14 protein-coding genes are annotated in these 15,038 nt (G+C 67.5%); 9 read left to right on the forward strand and 5 right to left on the reverse strand.

Going from position 1 to position 15,038, the window contains the following annotated elements; translation table 11 throughout:
- From thiE to AB0280_RS08255, 4 genes are all read left to right on the forward strand, one after another.
- Complete coding sequence (thiE, locus tag AB0280_RS08240) at window positions 1-750, forward strand: thiamine phosphate synthase (RefSeq protein ID WP_224026566.1); 750 nt, start codon at window positions 1-3, stop codon at window positions 748-750.
- A gap of 39 nt (window positions 751-789) precedes the next feature.
- A complete protein-coding gene (locus AB0280_RS08245; protein WP_159631499.1) occupies window positions 790-2,295 on the forward strand; it encodes an RNB domain-containing ribonuclease in 1,506 nt (501 codons plus the stop codon).
- A 293-nt stretch (window positions 2,296-2,588) separates the two neighbouring features.
- Window positions 2,589-4,283, forward strand: coding sequence for a DEAD/DEAH box helicase (locus AB0280_RS08250; protein WP_275179561.1), 1,695 nt, complete (start codon window positions 2,589-2,591; stop codon window positions 4,281-4,283).
- An 8-nt stretch (window positions 4,284-4,291) separates the two neighbouring features.
- Window positions 4,292-5,164 carry a DNA-methyltransferase gene (locus tag AB0280_RS08255; protein WP_224026568.1) on the forward strand — a complete coding sequence of 291 codons (873 nt, stop codon included), beginning with the start codon at window positions 4,292-4,294 and terminating at the stop codon, window positions 5,162-5,164.
- Between the two features lie 19 nt (window positions 5,165-5,183).
- Here AB0280_RS08255 and AB0280_RS08260 read toward each other — a convergent pair whose 3' ends face one another.
- Entirely contained in the window at window positions 5,184-6,032 is an 849-nt protein-coding gene (locus AB0280_RS08260; protein WP_159631496.1) for a PHP domain-containing protein, read from the reverse strand.
- A gap of 80 nt (window positions 6,033-6,112) precedes the next feature.
- On the opposite strand from AB0280_RS08260, the gene AB0280_RS08265 reads away from it, so the two are divergent.
- Window positions 6,113-7,687, forward strand: coding sequence for an aminopeptidase P N-terminal domain-containing protein (locus tag AB0280_RS08265; RefSeq protein WP_307488351.1), 1,575 nt, complete (start codon window positions 6,113-6,115; stop codon window positions 7,685-7,687).
- A gap of 118 nt (window positions 7,688-7,805) precedes the next feature.
- Here AB0280_RS08265 and AB0280_RS08270 read toward each other — a convergent pair whose 3' ends face one another.
- A complete protein-coding gene (locus AB0280_RS08270) occupies window positions 7,806-8,816 on the reverse strand; it encodes a general stress protein (protein WP_366366822.1) in 1,011 nt (336 codons plus the stop codon).
- A 77-nt stretch (window positions 8,817-8,893) separates the two neighbouring features.
- Here AB0280_RS08270 and AB0280_RS08275 point away from each other — a divergent pair, with 77 nt between their 5' ends.
- The 3 genes from AB0280_RS08275 (at window position 8,894) to AB0280_RS08285 (ending at window position 12,075) form a co-directional block, all read left to right on the forward strand.
- Window positions 8,894-10,177: a magnesium transporter MgtE N-terminal domain-containing protein gene (locus AB0280_RS08275; RefSeq protein WP_159631493.1), complete on the forward strand. Its 1,284-nt coding sequence runs from the start codon at window positions 8,894-8,896 to the stop codon at window positions 10,175-10,177.
- Window positions 10,161-10,853, forward strand: coding sequence for a DUF1003 domain-containing protein (locus tag AB0280_RS08280; protein WP_159631492.1), 693 nt, complete (start codon window positions 10,161-10,163; stop codon window positions 10,851-10,853). Before AB0280_RS08275 ends, AB0280_RS08280 begins: the two co-directional genes overlap by 17 nt.
- Window positions 10,854-10,917: 64 nt before the next feature.
- Complete coding sequence (locus tag AB0280_RS08285; RefSeq protein WP_224026571.1) at window positions 10,918-12,075, forward strand: Mrp/NBP35 family ATP-binding protein; 1,158 nt, start codon at window positions 10,918-10,920, stop codon at window positions 12,073-12,075.
- Window positions 12,076-12,084: 9 nt separating this feature from the next.
- Here AB0280_RS08285 and AB0280_RS08290 read toward each other — a convergent pair whose 3' ends face one another.
- From AB0280_RS08290 to sigE, 3 genes are all read right to left on the reverse strand, one after another.
- Window positions 12,085-12,489: a Sec-independent protein translocase TatB gene (locus tag AB0280_RS08290; RefSeq protein WP_366366824.1), complete on the reverse strand. Its 405-nt coding sequence runs from the start codon at window positions 12,487-12,489 to the stop codon at window positions 12,085-12,087.
- Window positions 12,490-12,558: 69 nt separating this feature from the next.
- Complete coding sequence (locus tag AB0280_RS08295; protein WP_366366826.1) at window positions 12,559-13,467, reverse strand: anti-sigma factor; 909 nt, start codon at window positions 13,465-13,467, stop codon at window positions 12,559-12,561.
- Window positions 13,468-13,474: 7 nt separating this feature from the next.
- The gene (sigE, locus tag AB0280_RS08300) at window positions 13,475-14,089 is read right to left on the reverse strand and encodes an RNA polymerase sigma factor SigE (protein WP_159631489.1); all 615 of its coding nucleotides are present in this window, start codon (window positions 14,087-14,089) and stop codon (window positions 13,475-13,477) included.
- 229 nt (window positions 14,090-14,318) lie between these two features.
- Between sigE and AB0280_RS08305 the strand changes: the two genes are divergently transcribed.
- Window positions 14,319-14,951: an O-methyltransferase gene (locus tag AB0280_RS08305; protein WP_366366828.1), complete on the forward strand. Its 633-nt coding sequence runs from the start codon at window positions 14,319-14,321 to the stop codon at window positions 14,949-14,951.
- Window positions 14,952-15,038: the final 87 nt, after the last annotated feature.

Genomic DNA, 15,038 nt, shown 5'->3' on the forward strand with positions numbered 1-15,038 from the left:
ATGAATGTGTCCGCCTCATCCCTGCCCGCCGGCCCCCACGCCCCAGCCTCCGCTGCCCTCCCCGCCGAAGTTGCCAACGCCGGCCACATTGACGCCCTCAAGGCAGCGCGCCTGTACCTCTGCACCGACGCACGGACTGCGCGCGGCGATTTCGCGGACTTCGTTGACGCCGCGTTTGCCGGCGGCGTGGACATCATCCAGCTGCGCGACAAGACCATCGAAGCCGCAGAGGAACTGGACCTCCTGGCGGTCCTGAAGGAAACAGCGGTACGCCATGGCCGGCTGTGGGCCGTCAACGACCGTGCGGACATCGCCGTGCTGTCCGGGGCGCCGGTGTTCCACATCGGCCAGAAGGACCTTCCGCTGCCGGCAGCGCGGACGCTGGTCAACGGCAACGCGGCCATTGGGCTCTCCAGCCACACCACTGACCAGGTGGACGCCGCTTTGGCCGCAACGGTGGGGCCGTCCGGGCTGGACTACTTCTGTGTGGGTCCGGTCTGGGCCACGCCCACCAAACCCGGCAGGGCCGCCGTCGGCCCTGAACTGGTGGCATATGCCGCCGAAGCCTCCCGGCAGGCCGGAGATCCCGTGCCATGGTTTGCCATCGGCGGCATCGACCACGGAAACGTCCGTGACGTGGTGGAGGCCGGTGCCGGCAGGATCGTGGTGGTCCGCGCCATCACCGAAGCACCCGACCCCGCAGCCGCCGCCGCCTCCCTTCTCGACGCGCTGGACGGCACCGGCTCCTGAGCCTGCTTAATTCCGGGACTTGGGGATACGCTGATTTTTGTGTCACATCATCGGTTGGCCCCCAACGTCCATGACCACAAGAACGCCCTGGAAGAGGCGCTGGGCCTGCTGCGGACGGAACTTGAACTGCCGGGACCGTACCCCGCCGAAGCAGTGGAAGACGCCCGCGCCGCCGTCGCCGCGCTGAAACTGCCGTCCTACGACCTGACCGCCGTCGGATTCGTGACCATCGATCCGGCGTCGTCCACGGACCTGGACCAGGCAGTGTTCATCGAACCGGACGGAAACGGCTACCGGGTTATGTACGCCATCGCCGACGTTCCGGCGTTTGTTGCTCCGGGCGGCCCGCTGGACGCCGAGACGCGGCGCCGCGGACAGACGTTCTACGCCCCGGACGGCCGGATCCCGCTGCACCCCGAGGTGATCAGCGAGGGCGCCGGAAGCCTGCTGCCCGGCCAGGAGTGTTCGGCTTTCGTCTGGGACTTCACGCTCGACGGCGACGCGACAGTGCTGTCCGTGGGCGTCCGGAGGGCGCGGGTCATCAGCCGTGACAAGCTCAGCTATAAAGGCGCCCAGGCCGATCTCGACGCCGGGACTGCCTCCCCCGTACTGGGCCTCCTCCGCGAGGTGGGACTGAAGCGGGTGGCGCTGGAACGGGCACGCGGGGGCGCCAGCCTGAACATGCCTGAGCAGGAGATCGTCCAGTTGCCCGACGGCGGCTACCGGATCGACGCTGTTCCGCAGCTTCCCGTGGAGGACTGGAATGCACAGATTTCGCTGATGACCGGAATGGCCGCCGCGCAGCTGATGCTGGAGGGCAAAGTGGGCATCCTGCGCACCATGCCTGCCCCGGATGAACGGTCCCTGCGGCATTTCCGGCTGCAGACCGAGGTGCTGGGCAGGCCATGGGACGGGGAGGTCAGCTACGGCGAGTACCTCCGGTCCCTCGATCCCACCGATCCGCGGCAGCTGGCCATCATGCACTCAGCCGGCATGCTGTTCCGTGGCGCGTCCTACACAGCTTTCGACGGCACTGTCCCGGAAGACGGCATCCAGTCGGCCATCGGCGCAGCCTATGCCCACACCACCGCGCCGCTGCGCCGCCTGGTGGACCGCTTCGTGCTGGTCATTTGCGAGGCCCTGAGCAACGGCGGCGACGTCCCTGGCTGGGCGCGGGAGGCCCTGCCGCTGCTCCCGGGCATCATGGCGGGATCGGACCAGCTGGCCTCCCGCATGGAACGCCTGGCCCTGGACACCGTGGAAGCGGCGCTGCTGCTGAACCACATCGGGCAGGAGTTTGATGCGATCGTCATTTCCGGATCCAAGCCGCAGAACGGAAACGGCAACGGGAATGGCAAGAATGGAAACGGGAACGGGAAAAACGGCAACGGCAACGGGAACGGAAGTTCGGGGATCATCCAGATCGCCGAACCTGCGGTGACTGCACGCTGCGCGGGCGAACTGGAGTCCGGTACCAAGGTCCGCGTCCGGCTGGTTTCCTCGGACATCACCACCCGGCAGATCCACTTCGAACTCGTTTCCTGACGGGCCGGCGGGCCGCCTGGGCGGGCCGAAACCGTGTTTCCGCGCCTGTACGGCTAGACTGGAGGGGTAGAACTGGATGCCCGGTCGTTGATTTCCTTGATTTGAAACCAACAAGCCCGCCCCTACGCGATCTTGAGATGTACCCGTTGGTCACCAGTGCCAGCATTTAGATAGCCCGCGATCGGCTTCCACTGGAATCGCTTGCGCGCCTGAGCGTGCTCCGGAGCGGCCAGCCATGGGCCGGCCCGTTGAGCAGGCAGCGCCATTGCCCAAATGAATAAGGAAACTCCCCTGTGAGTGAATTGCATACCCACCAGCTCCTGAGCGATGAGTCCGGCACGGAGACCATCGAGCCGGAAGAAACCATAATCTCCGACGAGACGCCGCACGAGATCGCGGAGAAGTCCTTCGCCGACTACAACGTCCGCGCAGACATCGTCGAATCCCTGGCCGACGCCGGCATCACCCACCCCTTCCCCATCCAGGCCATGACCCTGCCGGTCGCGCTGGGCGGCCACGACATCATCGGCCAGGCCAAGACCGGTACCGGCAAGACCCTGGGCTTCGGCATTCCGGCGCTGCAGCGCGTGATCGGGCAGGACGATCCCGGCTACGCCAAGCTGGCCGTGCCCGGCGCACCGCAGGCCCTGGTCATTGTTCCCACCCGTGAACTGGCAGTCCAGGTGGCCGGGGACCTGGTGACGGCATCGCGGAAGCGCAACGCCAGGATCGCCACCATCTACGGCGGCCGCGCCTACGAGCCGCAGGTAGAAGCCCTCAAGCAGGGCGTCGAGGTAGTGGTGGGAACCCCCGGCCGGCTGATCGACCTTTTCAAGCAGAAGCACCTGAGCCTGAAGAACGTCAAGATCGTGGTGCTGGACGAAGCCGACGAAATGCTGGACCTGGGCTTCCTGCCGGACGTGGAGACGCTGATCGCGGCAACGCCCGCCGTCCGCCAGACCCTGCTGTTCTCCGCCACGATGCCCGGCCCCGTCATCGCCATGGCACGCCGGTACATGACCCAGCCCACGCACATCCGCGCCGCGGATCCGGAGGACGAGGGCCTGACCAAGCGCGACATCCGCCAGCTGATCTACCGTGCGCACAGCATGGATAAGACCGAAGTGGTGGCACGCATCCTGCAGGCCCGCGGCCGCGGGCGGACCATTATCTTCACCAAGACCAAGCGCACCGCCGCCAAGGTGGCCGAGGAACTGGTGGACCGCGGGTTCGCCGCCGCCGCCATCCACGGCGACCTGGGCCAGGGCGCCCGCGAACAGGCGCTGCGCGCCTTCCGCAACAACAAGGTCGATGTCCTGGTGGCCACCGACGTTGCCGCCCGCGGCATCGACGTCGAGGACGTTACGCACGTCATCAACTACCAGTGCGTGGAAGACGAGAAGATCTACCTGCACCGGGTGGGCCGCACGGGCCGCGCCGGCAACAAGGGCACCGCCGTCACGTTCGTGGACTGGGACGACATGCCGCGCTGGGGCCTGATCAACAAGGCGCTGGGGCTGAGTGTGCCGGAGCCGGTGGAAACCTACTCTTCCTCGCCGCACCTCTACACGGACCTTGACATCCCCGAGGGCACCAAGGGCCGCCTGCCCCGCGACAAGCGGACACTAGCCGGCGTCGACGCCGAAGTCCTCGAGGACCTCGGCGAGACCGGCAAGAAGAACAGCCGCGGCGGCCGCGACGCAGGCCGCTCACGCGACCGGGACGGACGGGGCCGCGGAAACAGCGACGCCGGCAAGGGCGGCAGCCGCGAAGGCGGCCGCAGCAATGACTCGACGGGCCGCCCGGGCGAGCGCCGTCGTCGTACCTCAACTCCGGAGACCGCATCCGCCGCCGAAGCTGCAGCACCCGCGGCCGACGGCGAAAAGCCCAACCGCGCCCGCCGCACCCGCACCCGCACCCGCCGCCGCAACGGCGAAGTGGTGGCCGGTGCGGACACCGGCAGCCAGCCGGGCAACTCCGAGGCCTAACTGCCCTGATGACTGACACTGTTTGGGCGCCGGACGGCGGCAGCCTGGTGGTGCACGCGGACAACGCGGAGTACCTCCCCACGCTGCCGGACGGCGCCTTCACACTGATTTATGTGGACCCGCCCTTCAACACGGGCCGGCCGCAGCAACGCCAGGAAACCCGGATGGTGGTGAACGCCGGCGGCAGTGGGGACCGGGTGGGCTTCAAGGGCCGCTCCTACGACACCATCAAGGGCGCCCTGCACCGCTACGATGATGCGTTCAGCGACTACTGGTCCTTCCTGGAACCCCGGCTCGTGGAGGCCTGGCGCCTGCTGGCCGACGACGGCACCCTGTACCTGCACCTGGACTACCGTGAGGTGCACTACGCCAAGGTGATGCTGGACGCCATCTTCGGCCGGGAATGCTTCCTGAACGAGATCATCTGGGCGTACGACTACGGCGCCCGGGCGAAAAACCGGTGGCCCACCAAGCACGACAACATCCTGGTGTACGTCAAGAACCCGGCGAAGTACCATTTCGACAGCGCCGAGGTGGACCGCGAGCCCTACATGGCGCCGGGCCTGGTGACCCCCGCCAAGCGGGAACTGGGAAAGCTGCCCACCGACGTCTGGTGGCACACCATCGTCTCGCCCACCGGCAAGGAAAAGACCGGCTACCCTACGCAGAAGCCGGAGGGCCTGGTCCGCCGCGTGGTCGCTGCGTCGTCCCGGCCCGGTGACTGGTGCCTGGACTTCTTCGCCGGCTCCGGCACCCTCGGAGCAGTTGCCGCCAAGCTCGGCCGCAGGTTCGTGTGCGTGGACCAGAACCAGCCCGCCATCGACATCATGGCCAAGCGGCTCGGAGCGCACGCCACCCTGAGCTCCTTCCCGTCCAGCTAGCCAGGGTGTTGTCCGCCCCTCAGGGACGGACAACGGCGGCTCCCGTACCCAATTCCTCGATCCGCGCCAGCATCTCCGGGGCCGTGAGGTTTTCGCCGAGCAGGTTGGGCTTGCCGGTGCCATGGTAGTCGGAGGAGCCGGTGACCAGCAGGCCATGCCGGGCCGCAAGTTTGCGCAGGAAATCCCGGCCCTCTTCCGGGTTGTCCCGGTGGTTGATCTCCAGGCCTGCCAGCCCGGCGTCGATCATGTCCCTGTACGTCCGCTCCCCCACGATCCGGCCCCGGGCGGAAGCCACGGGATGGGCAAACACGGGCACGCCGCCGGCGGCACGGACCAGTTCGACGGCGGTGGCCGGGTCCGGGGCGTAGTGCGGGATGAAGTAGCGGGACCGGGAGGTGAGGATGGACGCGAATGCCTCGGACCGGTCCTCCACGACGCCCGCGGCGACGAGGGCATCGGCGATGTGCGGCCGGCCAAGGGTGGCTCCGGGCGCCACGTGGTGGATCACGTCGTCCCAGGTGAGCGGATAGTCCTCGGCAAGGATGGTCACCATGCGTTCGGCGCGGGTCAGGCGGGAGTCCTTGGCCTTCGTGATTTCCTCGAGCAGCCCGGGGTGGGTGGGGTCGTGCAGGTAGCTCAGGAGGTGGACACTGATGCCTTCCTCGGTCCGGCAGGAGACTTCCATGCCCGGCACCAGGGCCACCCCGCATGTGGCGGCGGCCGCGGCGGCCTCCGCCCAGCCGGCCGTCGAATCATGGTCGGTCAGGGCCACCACGTCCAGTTCCGCACGGGCAGCAGAGGCCATGACATCGGCCGGGGTCTCGGTGCCGTCGGAGACGTTGGAGTGGGCATGCAGGTCAATCCTCACTTATCCAGCGTAGTGGACCGGGGACAGGAGACCGGGGAGGCCTGTTCGCGTAGCCGGGATGCTGGTGAGACGATGGTGCCGTGAACGATGCCGAAAACACCCAAAACTCTGCTTCCCAGCCGCTGGAGGACCGCGTCAACAACCGCTCCCAGCGGCCCAGTTCCAACGCCTTCAAGGCCTTCATGGCCAGCAACTGGGCGCCGTCCAGCCAGGAGCTCCCCCGGCGCGACGCCGTCGCCGGCTACGCCGCATCCCGGCGCAAGGCGATCTCGGCCCAGTTCAAAGGCGAACGCCTGGTTATCCCCGCGGGGCCGCTTAAGGTCCGTTCCAACGACTGCGACTACCGCTTCCGCCCGCATTCCGGCTTCGCCCACCTGACGGGCCTCGGCCTGGACCACGAGCCGGACGCGGTCCTGATCCTGGATCCGGTGCAAGAGGGAACGGGCGACGACGGCGCGCACCACCGCGCCACGCTGTACTTCCGGCCGCTGGCCGGCAGGGACACGGAACAGTTCTACGCAGACTCCCGCTCCGGTGAGTTCTGGATTGGCGCCCGTCCCACCCTCGAAGAGTTCGAGGCCCGGCTGGGACTGGCCACCGCGCACATCGACCAGCTGGAAACGGCAATCACCAAGGATGTGGGCGCCCCGGAGATCGGCGGGATCTCCATCCGCCTGGTCCGCAAGGTTGACGACAACATTGACGCACTGGTGGACACGGCCCGGTACAACACGGCCAAGGACCCCGAGAACCTGGACCTCGAGGTGCTCGACGCCCTGGACGAGAAGCTCAGCGAAGCCCTCTCCGAGTTGCGCCTGCTCAAGGACGAGTGGGAAATCGAGCAGATGAAGATTGCAGTGTCGGCCACCGTTGAAGGATTCGAAGAGGTGGTCAAGGCCCTGCCGCGCGCCCTCACGCACGCCCGCGGTGAACGCGTGGTGGAGGGTGCCTTCTTCGCCCGTGCCCGCGAGGTAGGCAACGAACTGGGCTACGACACCATCGCGGCGTCCGGCAACAACGCCACCGTGCTGCACTGGACCCGGAACACGGGCCGGATCCACGCCGGCGAGCTCCTGCTCCTGGACGCCGGCGTCGAGGCCGACTCGCTCTACACCGCGGACATCACCCGGACCCTTCCGGCCAGCGGCACCTTCAGCGACATCCAGCGCAAGGTCTACCAGGCGGTCCTCGACGCTGCCGACGCCGGATTCGCGGCGGCCCAGCCGGGAACCAAGTTCCGGGACATCCATACCGCGGCCACCACCGTCCTGGCTGAGCGCCTGGCCGAATGGGGAATCCTGCCCGTCAGCGTGGAGGAAGCCATCAGCCCGGAGGGCCAGCAGCACCGCCGCTGGATGCCGCACGGCACCAGCCACCACCTGGGACTGGATGTCCATGACTGTGCCCAGGCCAAGCGGGAACTCTACCTCGACGGCGTCCTCACCGAGGGCATGGTCTTCACCATCGAACCGGGCCTGTACTTCAAGAAGGAAGACCTTGCGATTCCCGAGGAATACCGCGGCATCGGCGTCCGGATCGAGGACGACATCCTGATGACCGCCGACGGCCCCGTCAACCTCAGCGCCGCCCTGCCGCGCAATGCGGAGGATGTGGAGGACTGGATGGCCGGCATCTACCGGACCGAAGAAGCCTGATACGCGCTGAAGAAAACAAAGAGCGGGGCCGGCGGAATCATTCCAGCGGCCCCGCTCTTTGTTTGTGGCACCGGTTCCTGACACCGTCAGCCCCGTGCACCCGGACGCACCTGCGCTGTTACTGCCGGTGGTCGCCCCGGTGCTGGTCCCCGTCCGGACCATAGTGGTTTTCCACCGGGTGCTCCGCGCCATCCTGCACGTGGTCCCCTGCCCGGTGTTCCGTGGGATGTCCCATGCCAGGCTGCCCCGCATCAGCGGCAGGGCCCTGGGGCAGGCGCACGCCGTACTGCGGGCGGCCGTCCGGCAGGTCCGGGTAACGGACGGAACGGACCGGCTGCGCCGGCTGCTGGCCGCTGTGCTGCTGGCCGGCGTCGTACTGCTGGGCCGGCTGCTGGCCGGTGTGCTGCTGGCCTGCGTCGTCCGGGTACCCGTGGCCTTCCTGCACCGGTCCGTTGTGGGCGGACGAACCGGAGGACCGCTGGCCGTAGGGATCGTTCCACCCGGCGGGGCGGGCCGGGCCCTGCCCCTGCTGCTGCCCGGGCTGCTGGTGGTGCTGCTGCTGGTACGGCTGGTTGTAGTAGTCATGCTGCGTATACGGGCCGTGGCCGGATGCTGCGTCCGAGCGGGACATGGGCAGCTGCTGCAGGAGCCGCCGGGCCTCGTGGGCTGCCTCGGGGGCCACGATCACGTCGTAGCTGGTGGCCACCACCTGGCTGGTGGAGGTGAAGTCCCGCTTGCCGCGCTGCATGGCGTAGGTGACGATGCCGAAGAGCATGAAGAACGCCGCGCCCATCAGCACCGAGGTCATGATGGAGAAGTACCCGGGTGACGGAGCGAAGAAGGAGAGCATGACGCCCACGAACAGGCCGAACCACATGCCGCTCAGCGCTCCCGACAACGCTACCCGCGGATAGCTCAGGCGCCCCGTAACCCGCTCCACCATCTTCAGTTCATTGCCCACGATGGACACCATCTGGACCGGGAACTGCTGGTCCGCCAGGTAGTCAACCGCTTTCTGGGCGTCGAGGTAGGAAGTGTAGGAGCCAACGGTGTCACCGGTGGGAACAGCCCGGGCATCGTCCGGTCCGTTCGCGGCGCCGGCCTTGGGAGCACCAAAAATGTTCGACATAAACCCATTCTTGCCCATCAAGGTGGGTGCCGCCTGTAAATTCAGCTAAAAGAGAGCAGACTCGGTAGCCTGTAGTGGTGAGCACAACACCTACACGCGTCTTCGTGGCACGCCTCCTGGGCCTCGACGTCTTCGACCCGCTGGGCGACCGGCTGGGCCGGCTGCGCGACGTTGTTGTGCTGTCCCGGGGAACCCGGGGAGCTCCGCACGTGGTGGGCATTGTGGTGGAAGTTCCAGGCAAGAAGCGCGTCTTCGTGCCCATGACCCGCATCACCTCGATCGACCAGACGCAGATCATTTGCACGGGCCTGGTCAACCTGCGCCGGTTTGAACAGCGTGGGGCGGAAACCCTGGTGGTGGCCGAGATGTTCGACCGCCGGGTCACCCTACGCGACGGCAGCGGCGACGCCACGATCGAAGACATCGCCATAGACCAGCACCGGTCCCGCGACTGGTTCGTCAGCAAGCTCTTTGTCCGGCGCGGCCACTCCCTGTCCCCTTTGAGCCGGCTGCGCCGCAACGAAACGCTGATCATCGACTGGGCGGACGCCCAGCAGGGGCCGCGCACCGAACCGCAGGCCGCCACCCAGTTCGTGGCCAACCACGAGGACCTCAAGCCCGCGGACTTCGCCGAGGCCCTGCAGGAAATGAGCGACAAGCGCCGCTTCGAGGTTGCCAGCGAACTGCAGGACGAACGGCTGGCCGACGTCCTCCAGGAACTGCCGGAGGACGACCAGGTAGAGATCCTCTCCGCCCTGGATGTCCAGCGCGCCGCGGACGTCCTGGAGGAGATGGATCCTGACGACGCCGCCGACCTCCTCGGAGAACTCCCCTCCGCCCAGGCAGAGGAACTGCTCCAGCTCATGGAGCCTGAAGGCGCCGAGGACGTCCGCCGCCTGCTTGAGTACGACGAGGACACCGCCGGCGGCCTGATGACCCCGGTGCCTGTCATCCTGCCGCCGGAGGCCACCGTCGCCGAAGCCCTGGCCCACGTCCGGCGCGAGGAGCTCTCCCCCGCCCTGGCGTCGTCGATCTTCATTGCCCGGCCGCCGCTGGAAACGCCCACGGGCCGCTTCCTGGGCGTGGTGCACATCCAGCAGCTGCTGCGTTTCCCGCCGTTCGAGGCACTGGGAAACCTGGTGGACAAGAACCTTGAGCCGTTGTCCGACCAGGCCCACATCAGCGAAGTGGCACGGACTTTGGCCACCTACAACCTGAACTCCCTCCCGGTGGTCAATGACGCCGGCCGGCTTGTGGGGGCGGTGACTGTTGATGACGTCTTGGATCATTTGTTGCCGGACGACTGGCGCGCCCATGACGGCGAAGCCCCGATAAGAAAGCTCGGTGGCCGCATTGGCTGATAACAGCGCTCTGAAGAACACCAACCAGCGGAACCTGGCCAATGCGGAATCAAAAGGCAGTCTCGATACACCCCTAAGCGCGCGCCAGCGGATCCTGCCCAAATTCAAGCCTGACCCGGACGCGTTCGGGCATGCCACCGAGGGCTTTGCCCGGTTCATGGGCACGCCGCAGTTCCTGGTCTACATGACCGTGTTCTGCATTTTCTGGCTCGGTTGGAACACCTGGGCGCCGGTGGAGTGGCAGTTTGATTCGCGGGACCTTGGCTTCACCCTGCTGACCCTGATGCTGTCGCTGCAGGCCTCCTACGCCGCACCCCTCCTGCTGCTGGCGCAGAACCGGCAGGATGACCGTGACCGCGTCTCGCTGCAGCAGGACCGGCAGCGGGCAGAGCGCAACCTGTCCGATACCGAATACCTGACCCGGGAGCTGGCCTCCCTGCGGATCGCGCTGCGCGAAGTAGCAACCCGCGACTACGTCCGGGCCGAGCTGCGCTCGCTCCTGGAAGACCTCCTGGAAGCGCAGGAGGAACTGCGGACCCATGAGGACTCCGGGCCCGGCTCGCACGAATCCCCGCGGGACAAGGTCAAGGACAAACTGCGCGAGCAGCGGGACCGGCAGCGCAACCCGCGCACCCAGCAGATCCCCCGGGTCAAACCCGGCCACTCTGCCCAATGACAAGCAGGCCGTCCGTCACCGGCCGGCCCGCCGCCGATACCGCACGAAAGCCGAGGCTCCGTCCATGAGCGCCCCCACCCACCCCGCAGCCGCCGGCCGGCCACCACTGGTCAGTGCCGTCAACGATGCCCTGGCCACGGTCATCGATCCGGAGCTGCGCCGCCCCATCACGGAACTGGGCATGGTGGACTCCGTCCAGGTGTCCGACGACGGGAAGGTCACCGTCGCGGTCCTGCTCACCATCGCGGGCTGCCCGTTGCGGGATACCATCACCGCCGATTCGCAGAAAGCCCTTTCCGCGGTCCCCGGCGTCACGGCCGTCGACGTCGAGCTCAAGGTGATGGACCAGGCGCAGCGCGATGCCCTCAAGGAGAAGCTGCGCGGACCGGGCGGCCAGCGCACGATTCCCTTCAACGAGCCGGACTCCCTGACCAAGGTCTACGCGGTGGCCAGCGGCAAGGGCGGCGTGGGCAAGTCCTCGGTGACGGTGAACCTGGCCACGGCACTGGCCGCCCAGGGCCTCCGGGTGGGCATCGTGGACGCCGACGTCTACGGCTTCTCCGTACCCGCCCTGCTGGGCATCACGCAAAAACCCACGCAAGTGGACGACATGATCCTTCCGCCCGTGGCCTACGGCGTGAAGGTGATTTCCATCGGTATGTTCGTGACCGGCAACCAGCCGGTGGCCTGGCGCGGACCCATGCTGCACCGGGCGCTCGAACAGTTCCTCACCGACGTCTACTTCGGCGACCTGGATGCCCTGTTCCTGGACCTCCCGCCAGGCACCGGCGACATCGCCATCTCCGTTGCCCAGCTGCTGCCCAAGGCTGAAATCCTGGTGGTCACCACGCCGCAGGCAGCAGCAGCCGACGTCGCCGAACGGGCCGGTGCCATCGCCACGCAGACCGGGCAGAAGATCGCCGGCGTCATCGAGAACATGTCGTATCTGGAGATGCCCGACGGTGGCCGGATGGAGCTGTTCGGCAGCGGCGGCGGGACGGTGCTCACAGAACGGCTCAGCGCCACGGTGGGAGCGGACGTCCCCCTGCTGGGCCAGATTCCCCTGGACATCGAGCTGCGCGAGGGCGGGGATGCAGGGGTTCCGATCGTCCTTGGCAGGCCCGGGGCTCCAGCGGCGGCCGCGCTTACCGGCATCGCCGGGGAGCTTGCCGCTAAACCGCGCGGCCTCGCCGGGATGAAGCTGGGTCTGCAGCCCCGCTGAGTGGGAGGCCTAGGTAGCTTCGGTGTCGAACGGGGCGGTCTCGCCCGGGGCGAGCCGCTGGACTACCCTTCCGGGCCGGCTGGGGGCGGCATCTGCCGCGGCGGCAGCGCCGGAAACGGCAGCCACCGCGGCAGGGGCGCCTGCGCTGACAGGCTTAGTATCGTCGTCGAGCAGTGCTTCCTTGATGATGCGCCGGGGATCGTACTGGCGGGGATCGTATTTCTTCCAGTCGACATCATCGATGTCGATGCCCACTTCTTCCTTGATTTGCTCACGGGCACCGTTGGCCATCCGGCGGACTTCCTTGACCAGGTTCGCCAGCTTCTGGGTATATTCCGGCAGCCGCTGGGGGCCGATCACCAGCACGCCAATGATCAGCAGAAGGATGAACTCCGGGCCGTTGATTCCAAACACTTTAGGAAGATTACCCTCTCCGGGCAGCGAGTGACGATTCCCACCCGGCGGGCGGGTAAACAGTCCGTGTCATTGGGTGAACAGGGCCGCGATCTTGTTGATTCCGCGCTCCAGCCGTGCATCCAGGGGTTCCGCGGCCTGCCCTTCCGGCCGGTCCGGGACGTCTGCCGCGACTCCCTCCGCCGCGGAATCGGCAAGCCGCTTGAGGATGGGCATGGCATCGTCGGCCTGCTCCGCGGGCATGTCGGAGCGGTAGGTGATGGTCAGGCCTGCGGCCCGGTACGTGGCGGACCACTGGGAGGTGCCCGGCACCTGCACCGGTCCACCCTCCTGGCCCGCAGCGCTCTCCCCTTCTGCAACCCCGTGAACCACCGGGGCGTGGCCTGCTGGTTCATTGGCGACAGGGTGCTGCTCCGTGACAGTGGCGTGGTGTGCGCCGTCAGTGAGCCTCAACTCCACTGCGGGCTCCCCGTTGACCACCAGCGCACGCGCCGCTTCCAGATGGAATCCCATGGCCTGCAGGTCCGGACACGCCCATCCTTCGGAACGCAGGGTGGCCAGCTGCGTGGCGCTCAAGGGCCGGCCGTCAGCGGGGGTCTGCGATGAGACATGCGAAAAAGCGGCCTCGGTTCCCGCCGGTTCGCCGGCTCCGGGGTCACCTGCTGCCGTGAAAGCACCCACGGCCAGCACGCCCGCCGCAGCTACGGTTCCGCCGGCGGTGAGCGCAAGGGCCCGGGCGGCCATGCGGGGGGTGACACCCTGGGGCGGCGGCACCGGGGCGGCCGGCTGGGCTGCCAGTTCGTGGGTCCGGGCCAGCAGCCGTGCGGTCAGGTCCTGGCTGGCGGGCGGAATGGGGGCATCCCGTAGGCGCTCAAGGTACTGCCGTTCCCGGCGCACCGTGGCGGCACACTCCTGGCAGGCCTCAAGGTGGCTGCCGGTGCGCTGATGCCTGCCGCCGAAAGGAAACTGGGACTTCATGTGCCGTTCAGAGGATGCCGGCGATGCGCGGCATCGAAAGCTTGCGGCGGGACTGCTGCGGGCGCGGATCGCGGTGGGCCAGCTTTTCGCGGAGCATGGTCCGTCCCCGGTGGATGCGCGAACGGACGGTGCCCAGCTTCACGCCCAGGGCCTCGGCGACTTCGTCGTAGGAGAGCCCTTCAAGGTCGCACAGGACCACGGCGGCGCGGAAGTCCGGCGGCAGTTCCTCCAAGGCGGCCTGCACGTCCAGGTCGAGGTTGTTCAACTCGAAGCTTTGCTCCGGACCCGGCTCCCGGCCCGGCAGCCGGGACTCGGCGTCCTCCGCCAGTGCGTCGAAACGGATGCGGGTCTTCCGCCGGGCCTGGTCAAGGAACAGGTTGGTGGTGATGCGGTGGAGCCAGCCATCGAGGGTTCCGGGCTTGAAGTTCTCCAGCGAACGGAACACGCGGACAAAGACCTCCTGGGTGAGGTCCTCGGCGTCGAACTTGTTGCCGGTCAGGCGGTAGGCCAGCCGGTAGACCTTCGCGGAGTGGTTGGTGACCACTTCTTCCCAGGTGGGACGGACCCACTCATCGTCGGGATTGTTTACTGCAGGGACAGGTGCCACAACTGAAGATGACATCGTCCACTCCCCTCGTGGAATGCTAACGCCCGGATACTGTTGACATCTCTGATTCGGCGCCGGTCACCTTTTGGATGAGCGGATACCAATCATTTCAAACTTGGCTGGGAATTTCCTGATCGGGCGCAAACTTCAGCCGTCGGCGCAACGCCCGCTTCCCTGCCCGGCCCGGCCGGACACAGTAGGCTTGAGGAGACATTCCCCCTTTACGCCCAGAAAGCGATTATTCATGAGCGCCGACAAGTCCAGCAGCTGGTCCTATGCAGAAGATCTGCCCGCTGAGGATGAGGTTATGCTTCGGGCCCGGGAACGTTCTTTTGAATTGGGCGTCAGCGCCATCAGTCCCGGCGTGGGCGCGGTCCTCACGGTCCTGGCCGCCGCGTCCAAGGCGCAGACGGCGGTGGAGATCGGCACCGGCGCCGGCGTCTCCGGCGTCTGCCTGCTGCGGGGCCTTGGCGCGCACGCTGTCCTGACCACCATCGATGTGGACGTGGAGCACCTGCGGGCTGCCCGCGAAGCGTTCGCCGAGGCCGGCAGTCCCGCCAACCGGACCCGCACCATTTCCGGCCGCGCGGGCGACGTCCTGCCCCGGCTCACGGACGGCGCCTACGATCTTGTCTTCATCGATGCGGACAAGCCCGGACTCCCCGGCTATGTGGAACAGGCCATCCGGCTGCTCAAGCGCTCGGGCCTGCTGGTCATCAACGATGCCCTGGACAAGGACAAGGTGGCCAACCCTGCAGGCCGCGAGCCCAACACGGTGACCCTGCGGCAGGTGGGCAAGGCCGTTCGCGACGACGACAGGCTGGCGTCGGCAATGCTTCCCACCGGGGACGGCCTGCTGGTTGCCGTCAAGAAGTAGTCGCCGCATGAAGGTCGGGGTGGGGGGCCCCCCCCGGGCGCCCCCCCCCCCCCCCCCCGCCAGAGAGACACCGGCCCCCCCCAGCCA

The sequence above is a fragment of the Pseudarthrobacter sp. 902506025 genome (assembly GCF_040702325.1).
Lineage (GTDB): Bacteria > Actinomycetota > Actinomycetes > Actinomycetales > Micrococcaceae > Arthrobacter.